Below are 16,274 nucleotides of genomic sequence, written 5' to 3' on the forward strand. Positions count from 1 at the left end.
GGTACACCCGGCTATCAGAACGTGCGGAAAGGCGGGTCAGGCAGCTGCGGGGCGGTGTGGCCCGCCCTGGAGCATGCCGACGTCACTGCCAATCGTTCGCGGTCCGGCCACGCACCGTTGATGTGCTGGAAGCTCCGGGCCCGTCTCGCCTTCGCCCAACACCCCACCGCCATGACCGATAGGAGATCCGCCTTGTCCGAAGCGCCAGCAGAACCGTTCATGCCGATCCGGCACACCATCACCGGCGAGATCACCACCACCGGCTACAACGCCGCCGCGCGGCGGATCCTGCTCCGGGACGGCTTCGAAGAGGCGCCGCGCTGCGCCTGCCGAGCGACGGAACCCGGTACGGAGCGGACGCACGGGCCTGCTCGGCAGCCGGCGAGCTGCTCGCCGCCGGCCATCCCCTGCCCCTGGACCGAGCCCTCGGTCGGCCGGTGAGCGCCGACGGTACGACCCGGTTGGCCCGGTCGCCGATGCCGGCACAGTCCGTGATCCGCTCGGAGATCGCCCAACCTCTCCGACATATCGCCAACCTCGCCCACACCCGCACCTGTTGAAGGGGCCTCTTTTTGACCTCACCCGGAACGCCTGCCAGTCCAGCGCGCACCAAGGGCGGTGAACTGCGGGCCAAGGTGGCCCGGCTGCTGGCCGACCGGCCGGCGGACACGCTCACCATCGGGGCCATGGCCCGGCAGCTGGGCCACTCCCACGGCGCCGTCCGTAACGCCGCCCTCACCCTGGTGCGGCGCGGCGAGGCCGACCAAGGCGGGACCGGACAGCCGGTGTTCCGCGCGAACGCGAAGACCGTCGCAGCCGCGCAGACCGCTGTGATCAGCCCACCGGGCACCCACTCTCCCCGCACCCAGGCGGCGGCCACGGCCCACACGACCATTACCGCAGCAGCCGCGCCCAGGCAGACCGGTCCGATCCGCCGCGCGGGGGGCCAGCTCTACCACCCCCGGGAGCTGGCCGATCTGCCCGACGTCGAGGCGCTGAATCGCCTGCGCGACGCCGACGTGCCGGTGCTGCTCTACGGCCCTCCGGGCACCGGCAAGACGTCGCTAGTGGAGGCGGCGTTCCCGGACCTGCTCACCGTCGCCGGCGACGGCGACACCACGGTCGGCGACTTGATCGGCGAGTACACGCAGGACGACGCGGGAGCCTACGTCTTCCAGTACGGCCCGCTGGTCACCGCGATGACCGAGGGCCGCGCCCTGCTGATCGACGATGCCACCTTGATCTCACCGAAGGTCCTGGCGGCGCTGTATCCCGCGATGGACGGGCGCAGGCAGATCCATGTCAAGGCCCACAAGGGCGAGACCATCAAGGCCGAGCCGGGCTTCTACGTGGTGGCGGGCCACAATCCCGGCGTCCACGGGGCGGTGTTGACGGAGGCGCTGTCGTCCCGGTTCAGCGTGCAGATCCAGATCGGCACGGACTATGACCTCGCCCTGGCCTTGAGGATCGATGCACGGGTGGTCCGGGTCGCCCGGCACCTCGCCCGCCAGGTCGAACTCGGCGAGCTGGGCTGGGCCCCCCAACTGCGGGAACTGCTCAGCTACCAGAAGACCGAGGCCGTCCTCGGCACCAAGGCAGCGCTCGCGAACCTCGTCGGCATCGCTCCTGTGGAGGATCGCGACATCGTCGCCGCTGCCATCATCAAGGCCGCCGGTGTCAAGGAGGTCGCGCCGCTCACCCTCGGCAAGCAGCTCCCCGCCTCGGCCGTCCGGCAGCCCCCGAGCATCAGCTCCGCGCACCGGGGTCGCTCGCGATGAGCGCCCACCACCACGTCCAGTCCCCCGCCACCACCCGGGACGACGACGCCGACCTCGCGCGATGGGACGACGACGGCGCCCCGCCCGCGCAACCCCGTTCCTCCCCTCACGCGTGGCTGCGCGTGGGAGCCGAACTCGGCGACCGGCTGGTCGCCCTCTCCGGCCGTCAAGACCTCCTCGTCACCTGCCGCCCCGGCACGCGCAGCGGCGCACCGGCCGCCTATTTCCCCGCTCTGGGCGAGGTCGAGTTCGACGCCGGCCTGTTCGCCCCGCTGAAGCCCCACGAGATCCATCCGAGGATCGTGGGCGACGAGGAGCGGTATCCCTCCGCCTGGGGAGTGTTCGTCCACGAGGCCGCGCACGCGGCCCACTCCGTCTGGACACAGCCTGCCGGAGCGGACCCCCGTGTCATCGAGGCCGCGCTCCTGCTGGAGGAGACCCGTGTCGAAGGCGCGCACCTGATCACGCGGCCCACGGATCGCACGTACCTGCGCACCAGTGCCCGAACCCTGGTCATGCCCGACATCGCCCACCCCACCCTCCAGGGCATCGAGCACGCCGCATCCGCTGCGGCCCTGATCCTCGGCCGCCGTGACGTCGGCATCCTGGACGCCGGCGAGACCCGGGCCGTCGCCGATCTGTGCGAAAAGGTGCTGGGCGCCAACCTGCTGGCCACCCTCACCCGCATCTGGAATGCAGCCCATCAGTGCGCCGACCACGACGCCACGACCATGCTCGCGCACGCTCAGCAATGGTGCGACGCTCTGGACGCCGCGGCCCCCGCCCTGCCCGTGCCGGAGAACCTCACCGATCTGCTGTCCGGCGCCGTGGGGGTCGTCATGGACAGCACGGCAGCCACCGACGCCGCCGACCTCGCGGCACAGGCCGCAGCGGCCAACGCCATGGCCGCGCAGTCCAAGGCGCAGGCCCAGGACCGTGCCCAGCGGGCCAGCCGGCGACGCAAAGCCGCCGCCACCGCCCAGTCGGTCTTCAACGCCCGCGGCACCACCGTCACCCCCGACGGCACACCGGCGCCCCGCAGCACTCCGGTCACCGGCACCCGCAGACCCACCGCCGCCGAACAGAGTGCCGCCGCACGCTTGAGCCGCGCCCTGCGCGCCGCCGCCTACCGCGAGCGGACCGAGGAGCGGACCACCAGCCCCACCCCGCCCGGCCGCCTCAACATGCGCGCGGCCCTCGCCCGCGACGCCCAGCGCGCGGCCGGGTCGGTCCCCACCGCAGAACCGTTCACCCACACCCGCCGCCGGAACTCCCCCACCCCACCGCTGCGTGTGGGTATCGCCGTCGACGTCTCCGGCTCCATGCGTGCCGCCTGCGCGCCCGTCGCGTCCGCCGCCTGGATCGTGGCACGCGCAGCAGCCCTGACCGACCCCGACTCCCTCACCGCCACCATCGCCTACGACCAGCACCTCACCGCACTGACCCGACCCACCCACCGATCACCAGAACGCGTGACGACGTTCGACGCCAACGGCGGCCACCACAACCTCGGCGACGCCATCGACGCACTCGACCACGGCCTCGAACTCAGCCGCCCCGGCGCCGGCCGCCTCCTCGTGATCGTCACCGACGCCCGGTACAACAGCGACGAAACCGCTCAAGCCATCACCCGCGTCAAGCAGCTCACAACCGCCGGCTGCGCCGTACTCCAGCTCACCCTCACCGCGCAGTCCCAGCACCTGCCAGGGACCACCTTGCTGCACCTGCCCAAGCCCTCCAGCGCTCCCGCCGCCATCGCCACGGCGGCCACAGACGCCATCCGCAGAACACGCTGAAACGACGCAGAAGAAGGCCTCTCTGTCAAGTTCAGCGTGTTGAGCGAGGGTGCCGCAGACGTCTCCGTCGGCGTCATGCATCGGTCGTGCCACCGACCGCCGCGCTCGCGAGTGTCGAAGAGGCGGGATCCGACCTTGGCATGCAGTGGGAGGCGAACCCAGATTCCTGGTCGACCATTTCGTTCCGTCACCGCACCGACCGAACAGAAAATTGCGCGGCCCGGTCAACACCCAGCACCGTAGAGTTCACTCCTCACAGGTGAGGAGTGAACGGTGGCATACGCGGCAAAGCCAGACTTCGAACAGAACCTCGCGGATTTCGGATCGGCGAGGTTCACCGAGCTTCGGCCTGGTCAGCGTCAAGTTCTCGCAGCTTACGCGGAGCAGCATCTCGACGCTGCAGACGTGGCCATCGAGATGCCCACCGGCGAAGGCAAGACACTGCTGGCGTTGCTGATCGCCGATCACGCCCTCACCCGTGGTTGGTCGGTCGCGTACCTCACTGGCACCCGCCAACTCGCCGAGCGGGTCGAGAAGGAAGCCGCGACTTTGGGACTGGATGTCGTCCGCTTCGCCTCGAAAGACTACGGCGGCGCCAAGCTCGACGACTATCATCAGGCCCAGGCCGTTGGGGTGATGAATTATTGGGTCTACTTCAACAGTAGGCCCGTCCCACAGCCGGCAGACCTGGTCATCTTCGACGACGCTCATCTCGCCGAGCAGCCCCTCAGTGGGTTGCAGACCCTGCGCATTCCCGACAAGCTCGGCCCCTCTCGCCAGCTCTACCAGACGATCTGCGATCTGGTGGTGGCTCACACTGACGCCTATCCGGGCCTGCGCGCGATGCTCGATGGCACCGCCCGGCCCGGCACCCCGCCCGAACTGCTGTCCTTCAGCGACTGGGACGCGATCGCAGGCCCGGCGCGCGCTGCCATCGAGGCATCACGCCTCGTCACAGACCGGGAGCTCAAGGACGAGGCGATGTATGTCTGGCCCACCGTCCGCGACCATCTCACCCACTGCGGCATCCTGATCGGGCCCTCTGGCATTGAAATCCGCCCTTACCACCCTCCAACCGCGCTCAATACTCAGTACAGCCGGGCCAAACAGCGGATCTACCTGTCGGCCACCCTCGGCTCGATGGATGACCTCCAGCGACGAGTCGGTGGAGGGCCTGTCACCCGCCTGACCACCGCCACCCCCCTGCCGTCCGGCGCAACGGGCGAGCGACTGCTGGTACTCAACCCCAGTGCCGAACCCTCGTTCGGAGTGAACGTCCTCAACTGGACTCTTGCCCAGGCCACGGCGGCTGGCGGCCGAGCCGCCTGGTTGTGCGCCAGTCATGCCGAAGCCGACACACTTGAGGAGACCCTCACTGCCTACGGGCAGCCGACCTACCGTCTTCGTCCCGGTGACGACTCAATGGTCGACACCTGGAGCCAAGTCGCGAGCGGACACTTGATCACCGCCGGTCGCTACGACGGGCTCGACCTCGCTGGCGAGCTGTGCAAGCTGGTCATCATCACCACGGTCCCGCAGGCCAGCAGCGAATTCGAGCGGTTCGTCGTCGCCTACCTGGGAGACGCCAGCTTCATGCGTCACCGTGTCGGCCAACGTGTCACCCAGGCACTGGGACGTGCCAACCGTGAACCGACTGACCGCTCTCTGTACCTCGGACTGGACCCGAGCTTCGCCCAGATGCTCGCCGACCCGGCAGTCCGCCAGTCGATCCCTGCTGGCACCGAACCCACCGTGCGCACTGCATTGGAGATCTACGACCGGGGCTGGGACGGCGCTCTGCGTTCCTGCGCCACCTTCTGGCAGCCGGCCACGCGAACTCCGGCAGCTGCCGGGACCGTAGTCCCGGCCGGCCTTCGTCGCAAAATACGGCCCGGCCGCAACACCAGTGGGAGCAGCGACGTCTCCAGCGCCGACGCTGAGGTCTCCGCAGCAACCGACCTCTGGCTCGGCGACCACGCGGGAGCGACCAAGAAGGCGAGCGAAGCAGCATCCCAACTGGCCACTGCCGGAGAAACTGAACACGCAGCGTTCTGGCGCTACGTGGAGGCCCACGCCCACTTCGACCGAGGACGCCCCCAAGACTTGGCCGCAGCACGCAAGGCACTAGAGGACGCCACCGCTGGCGGCCCCCGTACCACCTGGTTCCGCCGCCTGGCTCGCACTATCGCCGACCTCGAAGGCCACGAACGCACCGCTGACGATACTGACCGATTCTTCCTTGCCTGGGACGAGTGGCGCCGTGAAACCGGCGTCCGCCTCGACCGAGTTCTGTCCGAAGGGCGTGCCATGCTCGCAGGCAGTCACGACCAGCAGTGCGACGGATTGACCAGGCTTGCCCGCCTCGTAGGAGTCAGCGGCGAGCGCCCACCCAAGAGGGAACAGAGCGCCACAGACTGCCGCTGGACGTGGTCCACCGTCAAGCGAGCCGAGCGCCGGGTCTGGGAAGTCAAGACCGTCCCGAAGGGCCAGCCTAAGCCCCTCAGCCGCAGTGACGTGAATCAACTACTCGGACAGATCGAGGTCGAGACCAGGCGCTCTGCGAACACCCGCGTCTACGGCTGCCTGCTTACCCCGGTGACCGCCACCCAAGATGACGCTGCAGAAGCGGCCCACGACAGGATTGTCCTGGTCAACCACGGCGCAGCCGTGAGGCTCTACGACTCGTTGGCCGACCGGCTCCGCCAGTACGACGCCCTGTGCGGTGACAATAACGCCGAAGCACGCGGTGAAGCCCGCACGAGGATCGAGGCTCTCTTACCACAAGAAGACGGCTGGCTGGGCAAGCTACTCGCTCCCTCTCGTGGGCGGCTCATTACCGCAGACGACGTAGCGGCCATCTTTCCTTCGACGTGATAGCCAGCAGGGAGCAGGCTGTGTCGCGCGATCGCTGCGAAGAATTCCCTGGCGGCACTCGCTGCCTTCGTCTCGCGAACGGATACCTAGGCTGTTTCGTTTGGATCATCTGGCAGACCAGAGGAAGATGCCGGCGACGTGCAGTCCGGCCAGGTAGATGGCCGCTGTCTTCTCGTCGCGGGTGGCGATCCCGCGCCCCTGCCTCAAGCGGTTGATGCAGCGTTCGACCGTGTTGCGCTGCTCGTACGCCTCGCGGTCGAAGGCGGGTGGTCTGCCACCCAGGCTGCCGCGTCGCGTGCGGTGGCCGCGTTGATCGGCTGGCACGGGGATGACCGCCCGGATACCGCGCCGCCTGAGGTGTTCACGGATGGTCCGTGACGAGTACGCCTTGTCCGCGAGGACTGCCTCTGACCGGGTTCGGGGCCGTCCACGCCGTCGGGGGACACGCAGACGGGCGATCACGTCGCCGAAGGCAGACCGCGTCGCCGGCCTGTCCGGCGGTGAGGTGGAAGGCCAGGGGCCGGGAGTTGCCGTCGGCCCCGAGATGATCTTCATGGTCAGGCAGTCGCGGGACCGGCCGATGGCATGGTCGTCCGGCTCGCCAGCTGGGGCCCCTTTTGCGGGCTCCGGCCGCGTGCTGACGGGCTCGCACGATGGTGGAGTCCACCGAGACGACCCAGTTCAGCCCCTCGTCGGCGTCCACCTGGTCCAGAAGCGCGGTGAACAGCCGCTCCCATGTGCCATCGACGGAACACCTCCGCAGCCGGTTGCAGACGCCCCGCCGGTTGCCGTACTCCTCCGGCAGCCGCACCCACTGCGCCCCGGTCTGAAACTTCCAGGCGATGCTGTCGATCACCTCTCGGTGGTCCCGCCACCGACCGCCCCGTTTCGGTGCCCGGTCCGGAAGCAACGGGTCGACTCGCGCCCACTGCGCGTCAGTCAACAACACACCTGGACGAACGAGCAGACGATCCGAAGGGAGCGGCTACACGCAGGCGGTGCCACCGGCCTCGACGGCAGCTGTCCACCAGGACATCAGCCGGGCAGCCATCACTTCCGGCTCTGACGGCAGCGGGGTAAGACCGAAGTGATCCTCCAGCTCGTGCCGAAGAAACCCACCGATCTCCGCCTGGTCGGCACCCCTGCGGAGCCGCTGAAGGAGAGGGGCGAGCATGCAGTCGTACTCGTCCTGCACCTCGTCAGCGACGCCGATCGGATCCCACTCATTGAGCAGAAGCCGCAGGCCGTTCTCGATGGCGTCAGTTCCAGATCGCATCGCTCTAGAGTGCCACCCGGGAACCGCCACCATCACTCACCCTCACCTTGATCCAAACGAAACCGCCTAGCCCCGGGGGCCGGTGCCGTCGTCGCGGCCGGAAACCCCGCTGCCGCCGGCGGTAGCGGGCAGTCGCTGCGTGTCGTGGGACTCTGGAGCCGTACCAGTCACGGAGACCGGCCGACTGCTGTCTTCGTCGGGCCCGGCACCGCTGTGGTTGCCGGTGGGGCTGGTGCGGTCGTCCAGGGTGATGGTGACCCGCGTGCCCTCGGGGCCGAGCGAGTCGATCCCCTGGCGGATGCGCTTGTACAGGGACGCGGCGAGCTCCCGGTTCCCGTCTCCCCGGGGCGCTGTCGTGCGGGTGGCGAAGAGGCAGATCAGGATCGCGATCAGGGAGCGCCCGGAGACGGCGGCCGCGATGCGGTTCTTCTTCTCCCCGGTGATCTTCGGGGGCATGCGGAAGTGGGGATGCCGGCTCGACTGGCTGGTGATGAACTCCCAGAGGCAGCCGGCGAGCCAGGCCATGGTGCGTTCGACGGTCCAGCGGTGGCGGCCCAGCCGTTGCGAGTACCCGACTCCCTTGCGGGCAATGCGGTGGATAATACCGCGTTCGCGTAACCATCGCCGCAGGTGGGCATAGTCGTAGCCTTTGTCGGCGTGGAGTTTGACGGGCTTGCGCCGTCGTCGGCCGCGGCGCGAGCAGATCGGCGGTATGCCCTTCACGAGCGGGATCAGGGCCTGGCTGTCGACAGGATTCGGACCTGTCAGGTCCCCCTTTTTCAGGGCTCGCATGTTCACCGAGTCAATCGCGCACCGCGACCAGTCCAGCTCGCCGCGGGCACCGAGTTCGTCGAGGACCAGGCGGTGGCGCCTGGCCCGCACCCTGGCTTCGACCACTCCGAGAACCGCCGGTGGGCGGTCGCTCCGGACAGGCCGAACAACGCCGAAGGCAGCTGCAGCCAGGTACAACCCGACGTGGCCACGAAGACGATCGCCGCCAGCACTTCCCGGTCGCCGTACCGACGCCGACCGCCCCCTGCGGCCGGGACGGCGCCTCCGGCACCACCCGCTGGAACAACTCCCACAGCTCATCTGGCACCAGCCGCTCAACGATCCCCACGCCGGGAGGCTACCGACCGCAAGAGAAAGGGCCTCAGTCAGTGGCCCATTCGGCGCTGCTCGTCGAACCGAAGCAGCACCCGTACCAGACGCCACACTCCGGCCACCGCTCCGAGCAGTGCACCCCCTACCAACACGCCTCTCTCTGCCGAGCCAGCGAGGTCAAGGACAGGGACGAGAGCCCAGGCGACGGCAAAGATCACCCCAGCCAGCACGGCGGCACTCACCAGGGCGAAAACGATCTCCACCGTCATTGCGTCCTTTTCCCACCGCGACTCACGCCCCATGTCCATGCTGCAAGTCTCACATCACAGTCAAGTCAACGGTCCTGCGCCTGGTCTCCGATTGCACGGGCGGCTTGATCGCCAATTGAGATGACTTCTTAGTCCCCTTTGCGTCGCTGCACGCTCTTCGCGCTCGGCCAGGTCCTCCAAGACCTTCAGAACCGGCAGGCGTTCCGCCCCCACACTCCGGTCCTGCGGCGCACCCAGTACGTACGCCACCAAGGCACGACCCCACCTTTGCTCGATCCGCTTCAACACGCGCAGCCAACAGGGAAGATGACGCCTGGGACAAGGCGGACTGGACCGTCCTGGAGGAGAAGAGCCGCGCTATCAACCGAGCGGGATGGTGGATCGACCAGCGTGACGCCGACGGCACTGACCTGCCCGAACTCCTGGACGCCGCAACGGACGCGGACCACGGTACGCAGAACCCGTACCGGTAGGCGCGGGGCTCTATAGACGACGATGCCCGGTTCGTGAAACCGGGGATTCTGCGGACTCTTGAATCCTCCCCACCGCCACCCCGCGCCCTGTGGAAGGACTCTTCTGTGCCCGCTGCTTCCCGTCCGCCGTTCGTTCCCGACGACCTCCTCACCCCCCACCGGGACATCACCCACGCCCATTTCCGGCCCGGCGACCAGGTGATGGTCATCAAGGGGACCGCGGGAGGGGAGCTGTGGGGCGAGGCGATGACGGTCGTCACCCCGTCCTGGCACACCCCGACGGACGAGGACGGGTGGCGGCTGCGCAACCCGTCCGGCGGACCGCAGACCTACATCACCGCCCACCCCCGCTACATGATCCACCCCTCCCGACGGTGCCCGGACTGCCTGATCCACCTGCGGGCCATGGAGGACTACCTCCTCCCGAAGCTGATCACGGCGGGCGAGCCGGTGGACTGCGGCTGGTACACGGTCACCGTGCTGAACCAGCTCGTCCACATCGACGACGCCCGGGTCGGCCGGTGATCCCCCGCCCGCAGGACCGCAGCCGCTCCCGCTGACCCCTACGAACAGAGAGCACCTTGTCCCTGGCCCACCGATTCCTGACCCTCCAGCGGGACGAGCACTCCGGGGAAGTCCTCGCCCGCGGCGGTGATCCACAAGCCCACGGCACCCTGGAACGCTCCGGCTTCGTGCCCGTCGCACGCACCCACGAGCTGTACCACCGGCTGCCCACCGGCCGCGAACCCGACGAGGAACGGTGGCTCGCCACACGGACCGTCGCCCGGCTCCGCGCCGCCGGCTGGCCCCCTCCAGTGCGACCCGGACTTCGAGACCGAGGACCGTGAGGCGCACTATCTGCCGCTCGGCGCGCAGGTCGCGAACCTCGCCGACGGCATCCGGTCGGCGACCACCAGCGAAGAGGTCGCCGACGTACTGGCCGAGGTGACCGCCGCGTACGACGGCATCCTCGCCGGACTCGCCGACGTCCTCACCGCGACGGCCGACTTCCATCAGGACCTCGGAGGCCCGGCCGACGTGCCGATCGCGGACCGGCTGCGCCACTTCGCCATCCACGGCCTCGATGTGATCGCCGCCGACCTGCGCGAGACCCGCACCGCTCTCGCCGACCGCCGCCAGTCGCATCCCCGGCGGTCGGTGTGCGACGGCGAAGTCCCGCCGGACGAACGCGAAGCATCCGCCGTCTGCGCCTGCCCTCCCCCACCTCCCCTCCCGCCGCCACCGGCTCCGGCCACGGCCGCACGCCGCCGCTGACCTTCATCCTCCGAGGAGCCCATGCCCGACCCGCACGACAACCACGACCTGGAGTCGTTCGCCGCTGTTCTCACCGGCGAACTCCCCGGGGCCTGGACGAGCGACTACCAACAGCACACCGAACAGGCCGACCAGTACGCCCGCGCCGAGGACGTGTGGGACATGAACCTCGTCTCCGACGCGATATCCCAGGCGGTCCTGGGGCAGGACGCCGTGCTGGCCCGTGACAACGGCACCCGCCTGTACCTCATCGGCCGGCCCGGAACCGAGGAGTTCCTCGCCGCCGCCATGGCACCACCCGGCCTCCCCCCGGAAGCCTTCCGCGGAGTGCGTGAGCCGGACGGAATCGTGGTCCCCGACGACCCGTTCCGCGCCGCAAAGGACATCACGACCGGCCTGCTGCCCCGCTACGACAAGGCCCTCGCCCAGGTCCAGCATCACGCAGCACGCCCACCCCAGCCCGTACCGGCACAAGCCGTCGAGGAACGGGTGACACTGACGTGGTCCAGCGAGGGACCGCTCTGCGCGAAAACCCAGAGCCCGAAGGCCGCAGCCGTCCTGCACGGGCACGGTTTCGTCTGGAATGAGGCCGAGAAGGCGTTCTTCCTGCCCGGCGACGACTCGGCCCACCAGGCGCAGACCGCTCAAGCCATCGGCGCCCAGCTCTCCGCGCTGGGGATCGGCACCGTGGTGCGCCACCCGCACCACCGGCCGGCCATCGACACCAGCGTCGCCCCCGCTCTCCAGCGCGCCAAGCCCGCCGTACGGACCCGGTGACCCCGGTTATCGAGGGCGGGGAGCCGCGGTTCCTGGTTCTGGACTACGTCACCATCACCCAGGACCCACGCAGCCGGCTCGTGGTCGCGATCGGCGGCGACGAGCGGGCCGCAGACATCCTGCAGGCCACCGGACATGTCGTATCCGCCGCCGTACCGCGCGGCCCCTACCACCGCCAGCCGCACGCACTCCCCGTCGAGGAGCAGCGCCAGGGAGCCACCGCAGCCGCGCACGCCCTGCTCCTGGCCGGGTTCAGCGTCCACCTCGACCCCGCCCTCAACATCCTCGGGGCGCCCGACGGAGACCTGCAGGCAGCCCACCGCTACCTCCAGCGACTCACCGAGCGCGCCCGCGCAACCGCCGACGACCGAGCCGTCGCGGGCCTGCTCACCGAGATCGGCGCCCCACTGGGACTGCTGCCACGCATCGGCGAGACGCTGCGCTCCACCTGGTTCGTCTGGCTCCAGCGGCTCAAGGACAGCGGACAAGACACCACCCCCGCCGAGCAGCTCATGGACACCACCGCCGGCCTCGCCCGGCACACCCGGCAGATCCGCAACACCGCCGCCACCCGGCCGGCGACGACCCCGCCCCGGGCCGTCGCTGCGGCGGCACCCACAGCCGCGCCGGCCCGCCTGCGGTGACCCCGCACACCGAACAGGGAAGAAACCTCTTGGGAAACCGCGCCGACGACGAAGGCTCCGACGTCGAGATCTACCGCAAACCGCTGAGCACCACCTTCCACGCCGACACCCCCACCGGCGCCCCGGAACAGCTCCTGGCCCTGCTCGACGAACTCGGCCTGCAGCGCCGGACCCTCACCACCCCAGGCCCCGCCTATGTGTGGCACGAGCCCCCGAAGGACCTGTCCGAGGACGAGCAGAAACGTCTCGCCACCCGTGCTCTGCCCGCGCTCCTGATGGCGGGATACATCGTCCCCATCAGCGACGAACTCTTCGACCCGGCCGCCTACCAGGAGGCCGTCATGGAGTACCGAAGCCGTGTCCGCCCGTCGGCCGCCGCAGCGCCCGCCGGCCCACCGGCCGCCGCACCGGCCTCGGGTGTGCCGCGCGCCAGCCGCAGCGCCTGAACCACCGGCTGGCCCCCGCCCCTGCGGGGCCGGGGCCGGCCCACCCCGCACACACCCCTTCTTCCGGAGTCCCCGCGATTTCCGACCGCGTCCCCCCGTCCATCAGCCCGCCCCAGCTGGCTGCCTTCCTCCTGCGCCGCTACCTGCACGCCTGCACCCCCAGCAGACCCGGGCGATTGACCCCGCTCGCCGCCGCAGACTGGGCGGCCCTCCACGAGTCACGGCGCGGCCAGCACCTCTGAACTCGCCTCTCCTTCTCTTGCGTCCGGGAGGACCATGACCGACACGACGCCCGACCGCGTACGCCTCGCCGGGGAGGTCGCCCGGCAGATCGACCAGCTCGCCCAGCACCTCACCCAGGTCCCGATCCACGAAGCCGTCCAGATCATCGCCACGGTCCTCGACCCGGATGACGGCGCCCTCGTCCGGATCACCACTCTGGTGGCCGCCGGCTCCCACTACGCCGAATCCCGCGCGAAGAGCGGGGATCTTCCACCGGAGGTGTGGCTGGAGCTCGGTCTGGCCGCGAACAGACTCCACGACGTGGCTCTGGACATCGAAGAGCACACAGCCACGCTCCGGCAGCTCGCCCAGCGGCCGACGGCCCGCGGTACGGCTCTGCCTCCGCGGGCGGCCGACGGCCCCGCGCCGGGGAGGGGCCGGTGAGCAAGCAGTTCTGGGACGAGTGGAACGCCCGGCCCCAGCAGCACTACCTCATCGAGCCCCGCTACCTCGCCGGTGGCGGCGATCTGCGGCACGTGACCGAGTTCCTGCGCGCCTCCGGCTGGAAGGACCTCTCCAAGACCGGTGGGCCGCTCGTCTTCGACAGCCCTGACAAGAACATCCGCATCGGCTTCGACCCGCTCGTCCAGCCCGGCGGCTGGACCATCCGAAGCAAGGCCAACGGCCACCAGGAAGCGTGGCACGCCACCCTCGGTCTCCAGACCCCGGTGGAGATCGTCGCCGGTCTCACCGACGCCCTCACCCGCCCGCGCTCCGCCCACGCGCCCAACGCCTGGGCGCCCCTGGAGCGCCAGGGGTGGCAGGCACAGCCGGGCCCGCACGTAACCGCCGTCAGTCCGGACAGGAACTCCTGGATCCAGTTCCACCAGTCCGCCCCCGGCCAGGCGCACTGGTGGGCCTCGGCCCGCAACGAGCACGGCCGGGCCTGGGACGCGGTCTTCACCCCCACCACCCCCCTGCACTTGGTCGAAGCGTTCAGCGCGGCGCTCGCCGATCCGAAGCCGGTGATGCGACCTCGGGGGATGTTCCCTCCCAGCAACCGCGTCCGCACCACCTCGGTCTCCGTCCTGCCCGCCGAGCTCTCCGCCTGGCAGCAGGCCCGCATCACAGCTGCCCGCACCGCCGCCTGGGCCCGCAGCAACTGGTCCAGCGCCCGCCCCCGCAAGACCACGCCCGCCCCATCGCCCTACGCCGCCGGATCGGCGCACGCACGCCGCTGAACCTACAGCCCACCGAGGAGACCATGCCCGACACGCCCACGTTGGAGCCGTACGCCGACGGACCGCCCCCGCCCATTCCACCGGGTACAGCCCTTCGGCAGAAAGGTCCCGTTGACCGAACGCCCCTTCTTCTCCCGCGCCAACGGGCCCACTGACCGGGGCCGTATCAACCGGGCCGAGCAGCTGTACGAGATCAGTCCGCGCCACCTGGCCGGTGGCGGTGACCCGCGCCATGTGACGGAGTACCTGCTGGCCCGCGGGTGGAGCGACCACTCGCTCCCCGGGTACCCGCACGTCCTGCTCCAGAGCCCCGACCAGCGACTCCAGCTCGTCCTGGAGCCCGGCGCACCCGAGCCCCGCGACACCTGGTGGCGCGTCTCCTCCGCCTCGTCCGGTCCCGACCCGGACTGGGTCGCCCACTTCGGCGGACACACCCCGGTGGAGATGGTCGCCGCCTTCAGCGACGCCCTCCTGAACGGCCCGCCCGCCCAGGCGCCGGACGTCTGGCCGGTCCTCGCCGCCCGCGGCTGGACCCTGGAACGAGACCGGGACGCCTACGCCGTGTCCCCCGGACCGGACCACCCACGTCGTCCGGCACAGCATGGCCACCTACTCCGGCCCGCCGCTGTACGACTGGCGTGTCGAGACCAGCCCCCCGCGCGGGAACGGCGGCCTGGAGTACGTGTGGGGCGCCAAGATCACCGACGGCGCCCCCGTCCACTCCGTCGCGGCCTTCATGACGGCCCTTGCCGACCCCGCGCCGCTCCTACGGGAGCACGGCATACCGAACTTCGCCCACCGCCACGCGGCCAGCTCGGTCACGCCGGTCACCCCGGACCAGCAACGGCAAGCCCACCAGACCCGCCTGCGCTTCGCGCGGGGCCCCAGGCCCCGGGCCCAGAACCCCGCGCCACTACCGCTGCGGCCAGGACACCCCGGATCGGCCCGGCACCGCCGCTGACCACCCCGGCCAACCAGAACCATGGCCAACTCCCTCCACCTGTATCCGCCACTCACCCGGAGCTGTTCCCATCCCCGACCTCACCCCGCCCCCGGCCGCGCCGTCCCGGCTGCGCCGCCTGGCCCGGATCCTCGTCCGCCGCCGCTCGCCACAGCCCAGCAACGCGGCCGACCGCGAACGCCCCGACCCTCCGGCCATCCCGGCCTACTGGGGGCCGGTCTTCGAAACACACCGCCGCCAGAACTCCTGACCGGCCACGCCCCAGCCCGAGCGCCGTGAAGCCGCCCCCGCCCCCGCCCCCAGGGCGGCGGAACCACGAGGGCACCGAAGGAGAGACCATCGACCCGATCACCCAGTCCGACATCCATCTCGCCCGGATAGACCGCTTCCTCGCGCAGACGGAGGCGATCATGAAGGCGTTCGACCACGACCCCGCACAGCAGCAGGACGACGACGGCTGGCCAACGGACGGCGAGGCATACAGCTGGGCCGCCCACCGCCGCGACCGGAGCATGTGGGAAGCCTTCCGGCCCGTGGCCGAGTGCCTGGATTCCGTGCTCACAACCGCCAACGCGCAGCTCGACCGGCTCCCCACCGCAGTCCGCGGTGAGTGGCAGTCCAGAATCGACGCCCTTACTCGCGCGGCCGAAACCCTGGGCGCCGAACACGATCAGGCCATCGCCCGGCTCCGGGACCATCTGGTGCGCGATACCTCGAACATCGCCACTGTCGACCACATCCTCACCGAGTTCTGCGACGAGGCGTGGCCCGCGCTCGACACCCTGGCCGGCAGCGCTCGCTCTGTCATCGAACTCGACGCCACCGTCAATCCCCCGAGCGCGGCCAAACGGCAGCGGGGCGAAACCCGTTCCGCGGCTCGCCGCTCTTCCGGCAGCACCATCACAACGCCACCCGTACCCGGCCAGGGCCCGGCCCGGCGGGGAGGCCACCGGTGACCCCGCCCCCAAATCCGTTCACCGGACTGTGGAGTACACCATGCTGAGCCAGCGGCAGCTGGCTTCGCCGCCGACCACACCGGATTCCTCGATGACATCGCACCCCGGTATCTGGCAGGACCAGGGGACGCCCGCCACATCACGCACGCCCTGGCGGCCACCGGATGGAAGGTGAGGTCCGA

The 16,274-nt window shown here is 70.1% G+C and carries 16 protein-coding genes and 3 pseudogenes; 14 read left to right on the forward strand and 5 right to left on the reverse strand.

Annotated elements, in window-relative coordinates; all coding sequences use genetic code 11:
* The first annotated feature begins 219 nt into the window (after positions 1-219).
* The 4 genes from ACWCRA_RS01260 (at position 220) to ACWCRA_RS01275 (ending at position 6,448) form a co-directional block, all read left to right on the forward strand.
* Entirely contained in the window at positions 220-441 is a 222-nt protein-coding gene (locus ACWCRA_RS01260) for a hypothetical protein (RefSeq protein WP_451066619.1), read from the forward strand.
* Between the two features lie 194 nt (positions 442-635).
* Positions 636-1,778: an AAA family ATPase gene (locus tag ACWCRA_RS01265; protein ID WP_451066620.1), complete on the forward strand. Its 1,143-nt coding sequence runs from the start codon at positions 636-638 to the stop codon at positions 1,776-1,778.
* Positions 1,775-3,574 carry a hypothetical protein gene (locus ACWCRA_RS01270; protein WP_451066536.1) on the forward strand — a complete coding sequence of 600 codons (1,800 nt, stop codon included), beginning with the start codon at positions 1,775-1,777 and terminating at the stop codon, positions 3,572-3,574. The genes ACWCRA_RS01265 and ACWCRA_RS01270 overlap by 4 nt, the downstream gene beginning before the upstream one ends.
* Positions 3,575-3,847: 273 nt before the next feature.
* Entirely contained in the window at positions 3,848-6,448 is a 2,601-nt protein-coding gene (locus ACWCRA_RS01275; protein ID WP_451066537.1) for a DEAD/DEAH box helicase family protein, read from the forward strand.
* A 105-nt stretch (positions 6,449-6,553) separates the two neighbouring features.
* On the opposite strand, the gene ACWCRA_RS01280 is transcribed toward ACWCRA_RS01275, so the two are convergent.
* The 5 genes and pseudogenes from ACWCRA_RS01280 to ACWCRA_RS01300 all read right to left on the reverse strand — a co-directional run bounded on the left by ACWCRA_RS01280 (position 6,554) and on the right by ACWCRA_RS01300 (position 9,136).
* The gene (locus ACWCRA_RS01280) at positions 6,554-6,910 is read right to left on the reverse strand and encodes a transposase (protein ID WP_451066538.1); all 357 of its coding nucleotides are present in this window, start codon (positions 6,908-6,910) and stop codon (positions 6,554-6,556) included.
* Positions 6,810-7,397, reverse strand: coding sequence for an IS5 family transposase (locus ACWCRA_RS01285; RefSeq protein ID WP_451066539.1), 588 nt, complete (start codon positions 7,395-7,397; stop codon positions 6,810-6,812). The genes ACWCRA_RS01280 and ACWCRA_RS01285 overlap by 101 nt, the downstream gene beginning before the upstream one ends.
* A gap of 36 nt (positions 7,398-7,433) precedes the next feature.
* Positions 7,434-7,724: a hypothetical protein gene (locus ACWCRA_RS01290; protein ID WP_451066540.1), complete on the reverse strand. Its 291-nt coding sequence runs from the start codon at positions 7,722-7,724 to the stop codon at positions 7,434-7,436.
* Between the two features lie 504 nt (positions 7,725-8,228).
* Positions 8,229-8,844: pseudogene (locus ACWCRA_RS01295) on the reverse strand (transposase); the annotation flags it as partial.
* Positions 8,845-8,881: 37 nt separating this feature from the next.
* Complete coding sequence (locus ACWCRA_RS01300; protein ID WP_451066541.1) at positions 8,882-9,136, reverse strand: DUF6332 family protein; 255 nt, start codon at positions 9,134-9,136, stop codon at positions 8,882-8,884.
* Between the two features lie 539 nt (positions 9,137-9,675).
* On the opposite strand from ACWCRA_RS01300, the gene ACWCRA_RS01305 reads away from it, so the two are divergent.
* The 10 genes and pseudogenes from ACWCRA_RS01305 to ACWCRA_RS01350 all read left to right on the forward strand — a co-directional run bounded on the left by ACWCRA_RS01305 (position 9,676) and on the right by ACWCRA_RS01350 (position 16,092).
* Positions 9,676-10,095 (forward strand): hypothetical protein, encoded by a 420-nt coding sequence (locus tag ACWCRA_RS01305; protein WP_451066542.1) that lies wholly within the window; start codon positions 9,676-9,678, stop codon positions 10,093-10,095.
* 126 nt (positions 10,096-10,221) lie between these two features.
* Entirely contained in the window at positions 10,222-10,845 is a 624-nt protein-coding gene (locus tag ACWCRA_RS01310) for a hypothetical protein (RefSeq protein WP_451066543.1), read from the forward strand.
* A 21-nt stretch (positions 10,846-10,866) separates the two neighbouring features.
* The gene (locus ACWCRA_RS01315; protein ID WP_451066544.1) at positions 10,867-11,622 is read left to right on the forward strand and encodes a hypothetical protein; all 756 of its coding nucleotides are present in this window, start codon (positions 10,867-10,869) and stop codon (positions 11,620-11,622) included.
* The gene (locus ACWCRA_RS01320) at positions 11,619-12,266 is read left to right on the forward strand and encodes a hypothetical protein (protein ID WP_451066545.1); all 648 of its coding nucleotides are present in this window, start codon (positions 11,619-11,621) and stop codon (positions 12,264-12,266) included. The genes ACWCRA_RS01315 and ACWCRA_RS01320 overlap by 4 nt, the downstream gene beginning before the upstream one ends.
* 29 nt (positions 12,267-12,295) lie before the next feature.
* A complete protein-coding gene (locus ACWCRA_RS01325; protein ID WP_451066546.1) occupies positions 12,296-12,712 on the forward strand; it encodes a hypothetical protein in 417 nt (138 codons plus the stop codon).
* Between the two features lie 276 nt (positions 12,713-12,988).
* A complete protein-coding gene (locus ACWCRA_RS01330; RefSeq protein WP_451066547.1) occupies positions 12,989-13,378 on the forward strand; it encodes a hypothetical protein in 390 nt (129 codons plus the stop codon).
* On the forward strand, positions 13,375-14,175 hold the full coding sequence (locus ACWCRA_RS01335) for a DUF317 domain-containing protein (RefSeq protein ID WP_451066548.1): 801 nt from the start codon (positions 13,375-13,377) through the stop codon (positions 14,173-14,175). Before ACWCRA_RS01330 ends, ACWCRA_RS01335 begins: the two co-directional genes overlap by 4 nt.
* 234 nt (positions 14,176-14,409) lie before the next feature.
* Positions 14,410-14,649, forward strand: a pseudogene (locus tag ACWCRA_RS01340) (DUF317 domain-containing protein); the annotation flags it as partial.
* Between the two features lie 109 nt (positions 14,650-14,758).
* Positions 14,759-15,136, forward strand: a pseudogene (locus tag ACWCRA_RS01345) (DUF317 domain-containing protein); the annotation flags it as partial.
* Between the two features lie 275 nt (positions 15,137-15,411).
* Positions 15,412-16,092, forward strand: coding sequence for a hypothetical protein (locus ACWCRA_RS01350; protein ID WP_451066627.1), 681 nt, complete (start codon positions 15,412-15,414; stop codon positions 16,090-16,092).
* The last annotated feature ends 182 nt before the right edge of the window (positions 16,093-16,274 follow it).

The sequence above is a fragment of the Streptomyces sp. NPDC001889 genome (assembly GCF_053594535.1).

Excerpts from the sequence above, each read along its gene's own strand:
- ACWCRA_RS01260 (WP_451066619.1), top strand. The coding sequence starts at position 220 with ATGCCGATCCGGCACACCATCACCGGCGAGATCACCACCACCGGCTAC.
- ACWCRA_RS01270 (WP_451066536.1), top strand. The coding sequence starts at position 1,775 with ATGAGCGCCCACCACCACGTCCAGTCCCCCGCCACCACCCGGGACGAC.
- ACWCRA_RS01290 (WP_451066540.1), bottom strand. The coding sequence starts at position 7,724 with ATGCGATCTGGAACTGACGCCATCGAGAACGGCCTGCGGCTTCTGCTC.
- ACWCRA_RS01300 (WP_451066541.1), bottom strand. The coding sequence starts at position 9,136 with ATGGACATGGGGCGTGAGTCGCGGTGGGAAAAGGACGCAATGACGGTG.
- ACWCRA_RS01315 (WP_451066544.1), top strand. The coding sequence starts at position 10,867 with ATGCCCGACCCGCACGACAACCACGACCTGGAGTCGTTCGCCGCTGTT.
- ACWCRA_RS01330 (WP_451066547.1), top strand. The coding sequence starts at position 12,989 with ATGACCGACACGACGCCCGACCGCGTACGCCTCGCCGGGGAGGTCGCC.